Annotated in this window: 12 protein-coding genes and 1 pseudogene; 4 read left to right on the top strand and 9 right to left on the bottom strand. The window is 71.5% G+C overall.

From position 1 onward, the window contains the following. The 3 genes from F1721_RS09420 to F1721_RS34955 form a co-directional block, all read right to left on the bottom strand. The gene (locus F1721_RS09420; RefSeq protein ID WP_150066212.1) at positions 1–1,164 is read right to left on the bottom strand and encodes an NAD(P)/FAD-dependent oxidoreductase; all 1,164 of its coding nucleotides are present in this window, start codon (positions 1,162–1,164) and stop codon (positions 1–3) included. Further along, the gene (locus tag F1721_RS09415) at positions 1,157–2,992 is read right to left on the bottom strand and encodes an APC family permease (RefSeq protein ID WP_150066211.1); all 1,836 of its coding nucleotides are present in this window, start codon (positions 2,990–2,992) and stop codon (positions 1,157–1,159) included. Before F1721_RS09415 ends, F1721_RS09420 begins: the two co-directional genes overlap by 8 nt. Positions 2,993–3,192: 200 nt before the next feature. After that, on the bottom strand, positions 3,193–3,777 hold the full coding sequence (locus F1721_RS34955) for an aldo/keto reductase (RefSeq protein WP_246154635.1): 585 nt from the start codon (positions 3,775–3,777) through the stop codon (positions 3,193–3,195). Here F1721_RS34955 and F1721_RS35605 point away from each other — a divergent pair. Beyond that, positions 3,772–3,825 (top strand): annotated as a pseudogene (locus F1721_RS35605) (hypothetical protein); the annotation flags it as partial. The gene F1721_RS34955 and the pseudogene F1721_RS35605 sit on opposite strands and share 6 nt — an antisense overlap. Positions 3,826–3,885: 60 nt before the next feature. After that, the gene (locus F1721_RS09405) at positions 3,886–4,596 is read left to right on the top strand and encodes a LysR family substrate-binding domain-containing protein (RefSeq protein WP_246154592.1); all 711 of its coding nucleotides are present in this window, start codon (positions 3,886–3,888) and stop codon (positions 4,594–4,596) included. A gap of 56 nt (positions 4,597–4,652) precedes the next feature. Here the strand turns inward: F1721_RS09405 and F1721_RS09400 are convergent, their stop codons facing one another. The 4 genes from F1721_RS09400 to F1721_RS09385 form a co-directional block, all read right to left on the bottom strand. Beyond that, on the bottom strand, positions 4,653–5,648 hold the full coding sequence (locus tag F1721_RS09400) for a TIGR03571 family LLM class oxidoreductase (protein ID WP_150066210.1): 996 nt from the start codon (positions 5,646–5,648) through the stop codon (positions 4,653–4,655). A 63-nt stretch (positions 5,649–5,711) separates the two neighbouring features. Next, entirely contained in the window at positions 5,712–6,530 is an 819-nt protein-coding gene (locus F1721_RS09395; protein ID WP_150066209.1) for an aldo/keto reductase, read from the bottom strand. A gap of 34 nt (positions 6,531–6,564) precedes the next feature. Then, positions 6,565–7,767 carry an MFS transporter gene (locus F1721_RS09390; RefSeq protein ID WP_150066208.1) on the bottom strand — a complete coding sequence of 401 codons (1,203 nt, stop codon included), beginning with the start codon at positions 7,765–7,767 and terminating at the stop codon, positions 6,565–6,567. Positions 7,768–7,961: 194 nt separating this feature from the next. Beyond that, positions 7,962–8,834, bottom strand: a complete 873-nt coding sequence (locus F1721_RS09385) for a LysR family transcriptional regulator (protein WP_150066207.1) — start codon at positions 8,832–8,834, stop codon at positions 7,962–7,964. A 135-nt stretch (positions 8,835–8,969) separates the two neighbouring features. Here F1721_RS09385 and F1721_RS09380 point away from each other — a divergent pair, with 135 nt between their 5' ends. Then, positions 8,970–10,274, top strand: coding sequence for an MFS transporter (locus tag F1721_RS09380; RefSeq protein ID WP_246154591.1), 1,305 nt, complete (start codon positions 8,970–8,972; stop codon positions 10,272–10,274). A gap of 8 nt (positions 10,275–10,282) precedes the next feature. Here F1721_RS09380 and F1721_RS09375 read toward each other — a convergent pair whose 3' ends face one another. Both F1721_RS09375 and F1721_RS09370 read right to left on the bottom strand, forming a co-directional pair. Then, the gene (locus tag F1721_RS09375) at positions 10,283–11,077 is read right to left on the bottom strand and encodes an SDR family NAD(P)-dependent oxidoreductase (RefSeq protein WP_150066206.1); all 795 of its coding nucleotides are present in this window, start codon (positions 11,075–11,077) and stop codon (positions 10,283–10,285) included. Between the two features lie 45 nt (positions 11,078–11,122). Beyond that, positions 11,123–12,058, bottom strand: a complete 936-nt coding sequence (locus F1721_RS09370; RefSeq protein WP_150066205.1) for an alpha/beta fold hydrolase — start codon at positions 12,056–12,058, stop codon at positions 11,123–11,125. Between the two features lie 93 nt (positions 12,059–12,151). Here F1721_RS09370 and F1721_RS09365 point away from each other — a divergent pair, with 93 nt between their 5' ends. Beyond that, on the top strand, positions 12,152–13,003 hold the full coding sequence (locus tag F1721_RS09365) for a helix-turn-helix domain-containing protein (RefSeq protein ID WP_246154590.1): 852 nt from the start codon (positions 12,152–12,154) through the stop codon (positions 13,001–13,003). The last annotated feature ends 43 nt before the right edge of the window (positions 13,004–13,046 follow it).

The raw sequence follows: 13,046 nt of genomic DNA, 5'->3' as shown, positions 1-13,046 counted from the left end.
TCAGTGCGGGCCGGTGGCGCCGTACTCGTGATCGCCGCGGATGAGGTCGCCGGTGGTGAAGCGCTGGTTGGTGAAGGTTTCGAGCTCGGGGCGTTTCGGGGCGCCGGTGAGGATCCAGCGGGCGAGTTCCGCACCGATCGCCGGGGCCTTGCCGAAGCCCGAGCCGCTCCAGCCCGCCGCCAGGTGGAGGCCCGGCACCTCCGACGGTCCGAGGATCGGACGGCCGTCCGGGGTGATGTCCAGCGCGCAGGTGCGGCCCAGCCGGTACGGGGCTTCGGCCATCGCCGGGATCCGGCGGCCGAGCCGCACCAGGCCTTCGGCGACGAAGTCCGCATCGGGCTCGCCGAAGTCGGGGTCCGGGCCGTCCAGCCATTCGCGCTCCGGCGCGTGGCGGCCGACCAGGGTGCAGCGGTCCGCGGTGGGGCGCAGGTAGATGTCGTTGGCCACGTCCGTCATCGTCAGGTGGGTAGGGAGGTCGTAGGGGCGCTCGTAGAGCATCACCTGGATGCGAGCGGGGCGAATCGGCAGTTCGAGGCCCGCGGTCGCGGCCAGCTGCGGTGTCCAAGCGCCGGTCGCGAGGACGACGACATCGCCCCGCCGCGCACCGTCCTCGGTGCGGACTCCGGCGACCCGCCCGGAATCCTCCACCAGCGCTGAGACCCGCAACCGCTCGAAGCGCGCACCGCGGCGTTGGGCGGCCTGCTGAAGACTGATGATGGTGGCCGCCGGATCGGCGTAGCCGCTGCGCTCCTCGTAGGACGCCACGCTGATGGCCCCGGTCGAGATGGCGGGCTCCAGCTCGCCCAGCTGATCCGGCGTCAGCAGCTCGTCGGGCATCCCGCGCGCCCGGAGCATGGCGACGTTGGCCCGGACCGCTTCGGCATCGTTCTCGTCGGCGAGGTAGGCGAATCCGGTCCGGGTGAAGCCGCAGGCCCCGCCGATCCGGGTGGCCCACGACTCGAAGTACTCGGTCAGGCTCTCCCACGCCAGATCGGCTTCCACCGCGGTCGCGTGGTGGTCGCGGATGATCGCCCCGGAACGGGGTGTCTGCCCGCCGAAACCCCGGTCCGGATCCAGCACCACCACGTTCGCGCCGCTCTCGGCGAGGTGGAAGGCGGTGCTGGACCCGACCACGCCCGCACCCACCACGATGACGTCAACCATTGCGCACCCCTTCCGGATCGTCCGCCGCGGGCAGGCTGGCCAGCAGCTCCTGCGTCGAATATCCGCTGCCCACCGCCCAGTAGTGGGCGATCAGGCCGAGCACCGCCGCGACGGCGCTGTCCCACGGGAACGGCAGCAGCGGCTCGGCCACCGCGCCGTAGGCGCCGTAGTAGGAGACCAGGTACAGCGCCAGCGTCAGCGCGACGGCCCAGTTCGCCGCCCGGATCTCGCGGCGGCCCTCCAGGGTGCTCATCCGCCACAGCAGCCAGGTGAAGCCGAGGACCTCCGCGGTGGACAGCAGCCAGAACCCGAGGAACGGCAGGCTGTCGGTGCCGAGCGGACCGATCACTTGGGTGGCGATCCAGACCACGCCGAACACCCCGCCGAGCCATCCGGCGGCGGCCAGCGGCATCCGGCCCTGGCGCGGCCCCTGGTGGAGCGCGTAGATCGGCAGCGCCACCAGCACGGTGGCCACCACGCCCTGCAGCACCTCGTAGCCGGACCAGTACAGGATCATGCTCGCGGCGAGGAAGCCGAGCGGGGACAGCACTTTCGACCCGCGCAGGAAGAACGGTCGCGGCGCACCGGGCGCGACCCGGCGCATCACCTGCAGCTGCGGTGCCGCCGCGAGGTAGGTGATGACGGCAGTCGACGAGGTGTAGCCGATCAGCTTGTACCAGCCCGGGAAGGGCAGGAAGAACGCGCACCCGGCCACCAGGCAGGCGACCATGCCCAGCCACGGCACCCGGGTCCGCTCGCCGATCCGGGCGAACGCCTTGGGCATGCTGCCGTGCAGCGCCATCCCGTACAGGGTGCGGGCGGTGTCGCCCAGGTAGATCCAGCCGGTACCGGCCGGTGAGATCGCCGCGTCGATCAGCAGGAACACGCCGAACGCGCCGAGCAGCGCGATGCCGGTGGACTCCAGCGCCGAGTAGAGCGGCTGGTCGGCCCAGCGGCTGCCCTCCAACCCGGCCCAGTCGCCCGGCGCGATGCCCAGCGAGCCCCAGTCCAGGGCGCCGATGAAGGCCACCTGCAGCAGCACGAAGATGACCGCGCAGATGGCCACCGACCCGACCGTGGCGATGAAGATGTCGCGCTGCGGGTTGCGCGCCTCGCCGCCGAAGTTGACGCCCTCGCGGAAGCCCTGGAAGGCGAACACGATCCCCGAGACGGCGATGGCGTTGAACACCGCACCCCAGCCCTGCGGTGCGAATCCGCCCTGGCCGGTGAAGTTCGACCCGTCGAAGACGGCGAACAGCAGCACGAACGTCAGCACCGGGACGATCAGCTTCCACCAGCTCACCCACTGGTTGAACTTGCCGAAGAACCGGACGCCGAAGACGTTGACGCAGAAGAACAGCAGCATCACCACGACCGACACCACGCGACCGGTCCCGGTCAGCGTGGAACCGTCGTCGCCCTGGGCGGTCAGCTCGACACCGGTCCAGGTCGCGACGTAACCGGCGGCGTACTGCACGACCGCCAGCGCCTCGATGGCCACCGTGGTGACCCCGCCCAGCAGCATCGACCAGCTCAGCAGGAACCCGAGGTAGCCGCCGTGCGTCAGGTACGGGTACCGCGCGACGCCGCCGCTGCGCGGCAGCATCGAACCCGTCTCGGCGTAGTTCAGCGCCAGGAACGAGATCAGGATCGCGGTGAGCACCCACGACACGATCACCGCGGGCCCGGCGACGGCACCGGCGGACAGCACCGCGAACAGCCACCCGGACCCGATGATGGAACCGATCGAGATGAACAGCAGCTGCTGCACGGACAGGTCGCGCCGGAGCTTCGAGTCGTTGCGCTCGAAGTCGTGGATCTCGGCCATTCGCACCCCCGAACTGGTCGCCGTCGCCGGGCGTCCAGCAGTATGCGCCGCCGGACGGAGTGCTTGAACCCGTTGGCCGCAGCGGATTCCCGGGCTGAGCGAAAGCGGCGCTGTCGGTGCGAGTGGTCCATTTCGGACTTTCCCGGCCGAGTTCCCGGTCGGCGCCCACCCGCCGGAGCGGGCGGGCACCGGTCCCGGGATCAGGCGTGGGGGACGGGGGCGTTCTGCGCGACGAGTCCTTCCGCGCGCAGGGCGGTCCAGAACTCCGCCGGGACGGACTCGGCGTGCGCGGCGACGTCCTCGGCGATGCGGCTCGGTCGCGTGGCGCCGGGGATCGTCGCGGCGACGGCGGGGTGGGCGAGGGAGAACTGCAGTGCCGCCGCCTTGATGCTCGTGCCGTGCTGCGCGGCGAGCGACTTGATGCGCTCCACCTTCTCGACGATCGCGGCGGGGGCCTTCTGGTACTCGAAGTGCTGGCCGCCCGCGAGGATGCCGGAGCTGTACGGGCCGCCGACGACGATGTCGACGCTCTGGGCCTCGGCGGCGGGCAGCAGGCGCTGCAGGGCGCGGTCGTGGTCGAGCAGCGTGTAGCGGCCGGCGAGCAGGAACCCGTCGGGCTTCGGCTCGTCGAGGTCGAGCGTCATCTCCAGCGGCTCGACCTTGTTGACGCCCAGGCCCCAGCCCTTGATGACGCCTTCGTCGCGCAGCTTCTGCAGGACGCGGAAGGCGCCGGTGCGAGCGGACTCGTAGGCGGCGACCCACTCGTCGCCGCCGAGCGGCTGCACATCTCGCAATCGCCGCTCAGCAGGCAGATCGCGCAGCTGGAGAAGAACCTGGGACTCACGCTCTTCGAGCGCTCCCAGCAGCGAATCCGGCTCACCCGGGACGGCCAGGTGTTCCTGGTCGAATCCCGCGCGCTGCTGCAGCACGCCGACCGCTTGGAGAACCTGGGCCGCAGGCTCGGCCGCGGCGAGGAAGGCGGCCTGTGCATCGGCTACGTCGCCGACGCCATCCACACCGGAATCCTCCCCGGTGCGCTGCGCGCGCTGCACGACGCACAGCCGGACGTGCACATCGCGCTGTACAACCTCTCGCCCGGCGCGCAGTTCGAAGGACTGCGGCAGCGCAGCCTGGACATCGCACTCGTCCACCAGCCGCCGCCCGCGGACGACCCGGACCTGGTGGCCGCGCCGCTGTTCCGGGACCCGTTGCTGCTCGCCGTGCCTGCGAAGCATCCGCTCGTCGGCAAGGCGGAAATCGCGCCCGGTGACCTCGACGGCCTGCCGTGGATCGCGATCGAGAACGCCCAGGACCCCGCCTGGCGGGACGCCTTCGTCGCATCCTGCGCCGCGGCGGGTTTCACGCCGGACATCCGCCTCGACGCCGCGGAACCGCTGACCGCGCTCGGGCTGGTGGCCTCCGGGCTCGGGCTCGCGCTGGTGCCGAAGAGCATGGCGAGTGCGACCACGGAGGACATCGAGGTGCGCGAACTCCCTTGGCACGACGGTTGTGTCCAGCTGTGGGCCGCATGGCACCACATCGACCTGCGTCCCGTGGTGACCTCCTTCCGCACCACCGTTCTCGGCACGCGCAGCGCCGAGTAGCGAACCGAATCGTCCATCGTGGATTCTGTCCGCGATGGACGATTCAGCGCCGTCCTTCAGCTGGTGGGGAAGTGCGGCAGCACCTCGTGCGCCAGCTCCTCGAGCACGTCTTCGGCGGGGCGGTCTCCGGGACGGATGTTGAAGGAGACGTGCGCGACGCCGAGCTCACCCATCGCGCGCAGCTGCTCGATGAGGGCCAGCCGGCCGGTCCGCACGCCGAGTCGGAGCGGGGTGGCCTCGGCGGTCGGGTCGTCGAGCAGGTCGAGCTGCATCGGGGTGAGGTACGGCTTGGCGGCACTCCCGGTGAGCTGCCGCCACTCGGCTGTCTTCTTGCGCAGCGCTCCCAGCTGACGGGGGTAGTTGAGGGACGCGTCCGCGTTCTCGGCGATCCACTCGGCGGGCTGCTGCGCGCTACCGGCGATGGCGATCGGGATCGTCGAACCGGTCGGCTTGGGCAGCACTTCGAGCCGCCGGTCGGCGGTCAACCCGAGGTCCGGGAGATCGATGCCCTCGCCAGGGGAGCGTCGTGCCCAAGCTGCGCGGAGGATCTCCACGCCTTCGCGGAACGCGGCTCCGCGGGCGTGGAAGTCCAGGCCGAACAAGGGATATTCGACCGGCCGGTCACCGCTGGCCAGGCCGAGCACGAACCGTCCTCCGGACAGCACGTCGACCGTGGCGGCGGCCTTGGCGACCAGCCAGGGCTGGCGCAGGGGCAGTACGACCGCGCCGGTGCCGAGCACCGCGCGTTCGGTGATGGCCGCCAGGTGGCCCAGGTGCGTGAAGGTCTCGAAGACCGAACCCGCGTCGCCGAACTGGACCGGGTCGTACAGCGGGACGTCCCGCACCCACAGGGCGGCGAAGCCGAGGTCGTCGGCCAGCTGGGCCAGGCGGGCGTGTTCGGACAGGTCCGGAACGCCGAAGGGGCGGCCGTCAGCGCGATCGGTGCGGAGCCGGGTCTCACCCCAGTCGTTGTCCAGCGGGAGCTCGAGACCGAGCGTCGGCAGGCCGGTCGGGCCGACGAGGCGGTCCAGCGCGGTGGGTTCGGAAGGCATCGTGTTTCCTGCGGGGCAGCGTCGGGGAGGCCGCACGGACCGTGCGGCCTCCCCGACGGGCGGTCAGTTCAGGGTGTCGGGGTCCGGGCCGGTGCGCAGGCCGCGGTCGAGGCCGGCGATCGCGGTCATCTCGTCCTCGGACAGGGCGAAGTCGAAGACGTCGATGTTCTGCTGGATGCGGGCCGGGGTGACCGACTTCGGGATCACGATGTTCCCGAGCTGCAGGTGCCAGCGGATGACGACCTGGGCGGGCGACTTGCCGTGCCGCTCCGCGATGTCGGTCAGCGTGCTCTCGCCCAGCATCGCGCCCTGGGCCAGCGGGCTCCAGGCCTCGGTGGCGATCCCGTGCTCGGCGTGCAGGGCGCGCAACTCGCGCTGCTGGAGGCCGGGGTGCAGCTCGACCTGGTTGACCACTGGGACCAGCGAGCTGTTGTCGATCAGCCGCCGCAGGTGCGCCGGCTGGAAGTTCGACACACCGGCGGCGCGGACGCGGCCGTCGGCGACCAGCTTCTCGATGGCCTTCCAGGTGTCCAGGTACCGGTCGCGGGCCGGGGTGGGCCAGTGGATGAGGTACATGTCCACGTGGTCCAGGCCGAGCTCGGCCAGGCTGCTGTCGAAGGCCGCGAGGGTCGAGTCGTAGCCCTGGTCGTCGTTCCACAGCTTGGTGGTGATGAACAGCTCGTCGCGGGGGATGCCCGAATCGGCGATGGCGCGGCCGACACCGGCCTCGTTGCCGTAGATCGCGGCGGTGTCGATGGAGCGGTATCCGGCCTCCAGGGCGGCGGCGACGGCGGCCGTGGTCTCCGCGTCCGGTACCTGGAAGACGCCGAAGCCGAGCTGCGGGATCTCGATGCCGTTGTTGAGGGTGACGTTGGGAACCATGGTGCGGAACTCCTCGTGATCTTTGCGGATCGGGTCAGTGCTGGGCGGTGACCGGCTCGGCGTGCTCGGTCGCCGGGGCGGCTGCGGCTGCCCGGGTGCGGCGGTCGAGGAAGGCCGCGAGGAACGACAGCAGCAGCGCGGTGGCGGCGAGCAGGGCCCCGACCCAGTTGGGCGAGGTGTAGCCGAACCCGGCGGCGATCACGACACCGCCGAGCCAGGCGGCGAGGGCGTTGCCGAGGTTGAAGGCGCCGATGTTGGCCGCGGAGGCCAGGGTCGGCGCTGCGGAGGCCTGGTCGAGGATCCACTTCTGCAGCGGCGGCACGGTCGCGAAGCCCAGGGCGCCGATGACGGGCAGGGTGATCGCGGCGAGGACCTGGCTGTGCGCGGTGGCCGTGAACAGCAGCAGGGTGCCGGACAGGGCCGCGAGCGTGACGAACAGCATGGGCATCAGGGCCTTGTCGGCGAACTTGCCACCGAGCAGGTTGCCCAGGAACATCCCGATGCCGAACAGCACGAGCAGCCAGGTCACGCCGCCCGCGGAGTAGCCGGCGACATCGGTCATCATCGGTGCGATGTAGGTGATCGCGGCGAACACGCCGCCGTAGCCCAGGACGGTCATCGCCATGGCGAGCCAGACCTGCACGTTGCGGAACGCGGCGAACTCGGTGCGGATGTTCGCGGCCTCGGGCTTGCCCTGCTCCGGGACGAGCGCGGCGACGCCGAGGAGCCCGACCACGCCGAGCAGCGCGACGATGCCGAAGGTGACCCGCCAGCCGAAGACCTGTCCGACGTAGGTGCCGCCGGGGACGCCGACGATGTTGGCGACGGTCAGCCCCATGAACATCAGCGAGATGGCCGAGGCCTTCTTGGCCGGGGCGACCAGGCTGGCGGCGACCACCGACCCGATGCCGAAGAACGCGCCGTGCGCGAACGAGGCGACGATCCGGCCGATGAGCATGACGCCGAAGGCGGGGGCGGCGGCCGAGAGCGCGTTGCCGACGATGAAGACGCCCATCAGGAACAGCAGCATCTTCTTGCGGGACACCTTGGTGCCCAGGACGGTGAGGATCGGTGCGCCGATGAGGACGCCGAGCGCGTAGCCGGACACCAGCCACCCGGCGGCCGGGATGCTGACGCCGAACTCCCCGGCGACCTGCGGGAGCACCCCCATGATCACGAACTCGGTGGTGCCGATCCCGAAGGCCCCGATGGCCAGGGCCAGGAGCGCGAGAGGCATGTCGAGGCCTTCCTGCCTGGATGCGTGTGTGACTTACAGGCGTCGACAATAGTTGCACACGCGGACTATTTCAAACGATGCGTATTGTGATGTGGCAGATAGTTGCGCGCGCCTCATAGGTGTGTGCGCCGGTCGTCAGGACGTGCTCGTGGAATCCGCGCCGCCACTCGGGGTTCCGAGCGGGCGCTGCCAGATCACCGCTGTTCGTCCAGCAGCTCCAGGAACGCCCGCGCGGCGGGGGAGATGCCGGACGCGAGCGACACCGCCTGGACCGTGCGCGGTGCGATCCCGACCGTCGGAACGCTGTCCACGGTGGGCATCCGGGCGGCGACGGCGGCGAAGACCACGCCGAGCCCCAGGCCGCGCGCGACGAGCTGTTCCAGCATCGCCGTGGTGTCGGCCTCGAAGGCCACGTTGCGGGTGACCCCGGCCGCGGCGAACGCGGCGTCGTTGTGGCCCCGGATGCCGGAGCGGAGGGGCATGTCGACCATGTCCTCCTCCGCCAGCTGCGCGGGCGTGACCTCGGCGGCCCCGGCCAGCCGGTGGCCGCGCGGGACGATGGCGACGAGGTCGTCGTTGCGGAGCACGCGCCCGGCGAACCCGCGCGGGAGCTCACCCGGACCGATGTCGACGAAGGCGACGTCGCAGGTGCGCTCGCGGACCTGCTGCAGCTGGTCCCTGACCAGGGAGGAGCGCAAGGTCACCCGAACCGCCGGGTGCCTCTCCCGGTAGGCGGCCAGCAGGTCGGGCAGGTTCACCGCGGTGAGCGGGGCGATGCTGCCGATGACCAGGCTGCCCCGGATCTCGCTGCTGCGGGCCACCGCTTCGCTGCGGGCGCGCTCGGCAGCGGCCAGCGCCTCCCGGGCCGGTCCCAGGAACCCCTCACCGGCCGGGGTGATCTGGACGCGGCGGCTGGTGCGCTCGAACAGCCGGACACCCAGCTCGCTCTCCAGCCGGGCGATCTGCTCGCTGAGCGCGGACTGGACGACGAAGCAGCGTTGCGCGGCCCGGGTGAAGCTGCCGGTCTCGGCGACCGCGACGGCGTAGGCGAGCTGGCGGAGTTCCACCCATCCATCGTGATCCCCGATCGGTTCCATGGCAACAACCTGTTGGAACGATGGATGCGAACCGGGAGAGCATCGGCGCGAGGCCGGATCCGACCAGCACCGAGCCCACCCATCGGAACTCCCGGAAGGAAAGCCGTGGCTCCCTCCGCTGCTCAGCAGCCGCCGCTCCACAACGCCGCACCGAAGGTCCGCCCGCGCACCGCCGACGGCCCGGGGCGCGGCACGGTCCTGCTCATGTCAGCCGCCGTCGGTCTGTGCGTGGCGGCCAACTACTACGCCCAGCCGCTGCTGGACACCATCGCCCGCGACCTGGGCATGACTGCCACGTCGGCGTCGCTCGTCGTCACGGTCGCCCAGGTCGGTTACGCGCTGGGGCTGGTGCTCCTGCTGCCGCTGGGCGATCTGCTGGAACGCCGTCGCCTGGTGTGCGGGTTGACGTTGGCGACGTCGATCTCGCTGGTGCTGACCGCGATCGCCCCGAACGGCGCCCTGCTGCTGGTCGGTACCGCGCTGACCGGTCTGCTGTCGGTCACGGCGCAGATCCTCGTGCCGTTCGCCGCGGACCTCGCCTCGCCGCGCCAGCGCGGCCGGGTCGTCGGGACCGTGATGACCGGTCTGGTGCTGGGCATGCTCCTCGCCCGCACCGCGTCCGGAGCGCTGGCCACCACCGGGGGGTGGCGGACGATCTACTGGGTTGCCGCGCTGGCCATGCTCGTCCTCACCGCGGTCCTGCACCGCGCGCTCCCGCAGTTCCGGGGAACCGCGGCGTCGAGCTATCCGGAGCTGATCCGCTCCACCGCCCGGCTGCTGGTCGAGGAGCCGGTCCTGCGGGTGCGCGCGGTGATCGGGATGCTGGCCTTCGCCTGCTTCAGCGTGCTCTGGACCTCGCTGGCCTTCCTGTTGTCCGGACCTGGTTTCGGCTGGTCGGAGGACGAGATCGGGCTGGTCGGCCTGTTCGGCGCCGCGGGTGCTGTCGCCGCGCAGCTCGCCGGGAGGCTGGCGGACCGCGGACTGACGACGCACACCACGATCGTCGGCGCGGTCGCGCTGATCGCGTCCTGGGGGCTGCTGTTGCTGGGCGCGCACCACCTGGTCCTGCTGATCGCCGGGATCGTCCTGCTGGACCTGGCGCACCAGGGCGTGCACATCGCCAACCAGTCGCTGATCTACGCGCTGCGCCCGGAAGCGCGCGGGCGCATCACCTCCGCGTACATGACGTGCTACTTCGCCGGTGGCGCGATCGGCTTGGCCCTGGCCGGGGCGGTCCACGCCCGAGCCGGGTGGGGCGGGGTGTGCGTCCTGGGCGCGGTGCTGGCCACCGGGCTCCTGCTGGTGTGGGCGGTGACCCGTCGACCCGAGCTGCGGGCGGTCGCAAGTGCCGTGCTCATGGCCGCCGGGCTGCTGGCGCTGATCGCGGCGGTGGTGCGCCTCGGGATCTGATGCGCCGGTCAGGGCAGGATCGAGTCGACGTAGCCGCCGTCGACGCGCACGGCCCCGCCCGTGGTCGCCGAGGCGAGCGGGGAGGCGAGGTAGACGACCATGTTGGCGATCTCCTCGGGTTCGATCAGCCGCTGCAGGAGCGACTGCGGCCGGTTCGCGCGCATGAACTCGCGCTGCGCCTCCTCCCAGGGCAGGGAGCGGTCGACGAGCTGGTAGACGAAGTCCTCCACACCACCGGTGTGGGTCGGACCGGCGATGACCGAGTTGACCGTCACGCCCGTTCCGGCGGCGGCCTTGGCGAAACCGCGGGAGGCGGACAGCAGCGCCGTCTTGCTCATCCCGTAGTGGATCATCTCCTCGGGGATGACGACGGCGGAGTCGCTGGCGATGTTGAGCACCCGCCCCCAGCCCCGGTCGACCATCGCGGGCAGCAGCAGGCGGGTCAGCCGCACCGCGGCGAGGACGTTGACCTCGAAGTAGCGCCGCCAGTCGTCGTCGGTGATCTCCAGCGCCGGGGTCGCGCCGAAGATCCCGAGGTTGTTGACCAGGACGTCGACGTCTCCGGCCAGCTCCACGACCCGGCTGGCACCGTCCTCGGTGGTCACGTCGGCCGCGGCCGCGCGGACCACCGCCTCCGGGACCTCCTGGCGGATCCGGTCGACGGCGTCGGTGACGGTCCGCTCCGTGCGGCCGTTGACGACGACGTCGGCCCCGGCCGCGGCGAGACCGCGCGCGATGGCGAAACCGATGCCCGCCGAGGATCCGGTGACGAGGGCTGTCTTCCCGCTGAGGTCGATGCGCATTCTTCGCCTCTCCGATCGGCTGCTTTCCCGGCGGATTCTCCCGCATCAGCGCGGAGCGGTCTCGGCGAAATCGCGCAGGACGGCGCCGGTGATGTCCGGGGCCTCGAACATGGGGGTGTGGCCTACGCCGTCGAGGATCTCGATCTGAGCGCGGGGGATCCGGCGGTAGTCCTGCGCGGACGAGGGCTGCCACCGCCGGTCCTGGGCTCCGAAGAGAACCAGGGTCGGCAGGTCCGCGGCGGCGAGCCGGTCGGGGAGCTGCCGTTCCGCCAGGAACTCGTCGACCGCCTCGTCGGTCGCGGTGAGGCCGCGGTAGGTCATGCCCCGGACGTCGGTGACGAGCTGCTCGGGGATCCGGACATCGCGGGTGAAAGCGGTGCTCAGCGCGTTGCGGAGCATGCCATCGGTGCGCAGTCGCCAGAGCAGCTCGCCCACCACCGGGGTGGTCATGAGGTCGGCGGCGATGCTCTCGCCGAGGAACGCGTCCGCGCGCGGGCCGCTGTCGATCAGGGCGACTGCGGCGACCAGGTCGCGGCGTCGCTCGGCCAGCGACGTGGCGACCGCGCCGCCGGTGGAATGACCGACGACGGTCGCTCGGCGCACTCCGAGCCGATCGAGCACCGCACCCACCCGGTCGGCTTGCTCGGCTATGCCGTAGCCGGTGGTCGGTTTCGCCGATGTGCCGTGCCCGAGCAGGTCCACCCGTACTACGTGCAGGTCTCGGAGCGCTGGCAGCACCGGTTCCCACCACGTCGTCGAACCGGCCAGGCCGTGCAGCAGGACCACCGCGGGTGCGTCGGACGGACCGCTCTGCACGACGTGGATGTCCCCACCGGGCAGGCGCACGATCTGCTCGCCGGTGGCTTCGGCGGTTTCCCCGCGCACCGCCACCGAGTTCCACGCGAGCAGGGCGGCGAGCCCGCCCGCGGTCAGCACCGCGATCCACCGGCGGCGAGCGCGCGGGGTGATCGTCTTGTTCACAGGGCCTCCGTTCGTCGTTGCGGGGCACCACTTTTCCGCTGCGGGCGCGGCGGGTCTTGGAGAAATGTCCGCGCCGCTCGGTACGTTCGATGCGTGCGACGAACGGCAGATCCCACCGCTGGCTGGGAGATCGCGCGGCCGCCGCGGGTCGCGCTGCCCGGGGTCGACATGGCGGGGTTCCGCATCCGCGGCCCGGTCGGGATCCGGGCCATCCCGCACCCGGCCGTCACCGTGGGCGTCGAGTTCGGCGACCGCACGTTCGACATCCACGGCGAGACCGGCCGGACGCGGGCGGGGAGCCTGGCGGCCGGGCTCGCCTTCGGTGCCTTCCGAGTGCGCGCCGAGGGCATCGCGTGCGTTCAGATCCGGCTGTCCCCGCTCGTCGCGCATCCCGTGCTCGGACTCCCGCTCTCAGAGCTGCGGGGGAACGTCATCGGTCTCGACGACCTGTGGGGTTCGGACGTGCTGCGGTTGCGGGAGCGGTTGAACCAGGCGAAGTCCTGGCAGGAGCGGTTCGCCCTGATCGACGCGGAGCTGTCCGGTCGGCTTCGTGCGGGCCGGGAGGTCGAGCCCGAGGTGGCCTGGGTGTGGCGGCAGATCATCGCCAGCCGTGGTCGGGCGCGGGTGCGGGATCTCGCGGACCGGACCGGGTGGAGTCGGCAGCGCCTGTGGTCGCGGTTCGGCGCGCAGATCGGCCTGACCCCGAAGCGCGCCGCCATGCTGGTCCGCTTCGACCGCGCCGTCCACCGGCTGGTTCGCGGGCACGGCCCCGCGCAGGTGGCTGCGGAGGGCGGCTACGCCGACCAGTCCCACCTGCACCACGACGTCCGCGCGTTCACCGGCACCACCCCGGCCGCCGCGGCGGACGAGCCCTGGCTGGCCGCCGACGACACCGCCTGGCCTGGTGCGGGTAGGGGCGGAGAACATAGGGTGGATTGCACGTAAGTGATCGATATAAGCTGCAAACAATCAGCTTGTGACAAACATG

Origin of the sequence: Saccharopolyspora hirsuta (assembly GCF_008630535.1) — a bacterium.
Taxonomy (GTDB): domain Bacteria; phylum Actinomycetota; class Actinomycetes; order Mycobacteriales; family Pseudonocardiaceae; genus Saccharopolyspora; species Saccharopolyspora hirsuta.
The sequence above is the reverse complement of the archived record's forward strand: the minus strand, read 5'-3'. Positions and strand labels throughout refer to the sequence as shown.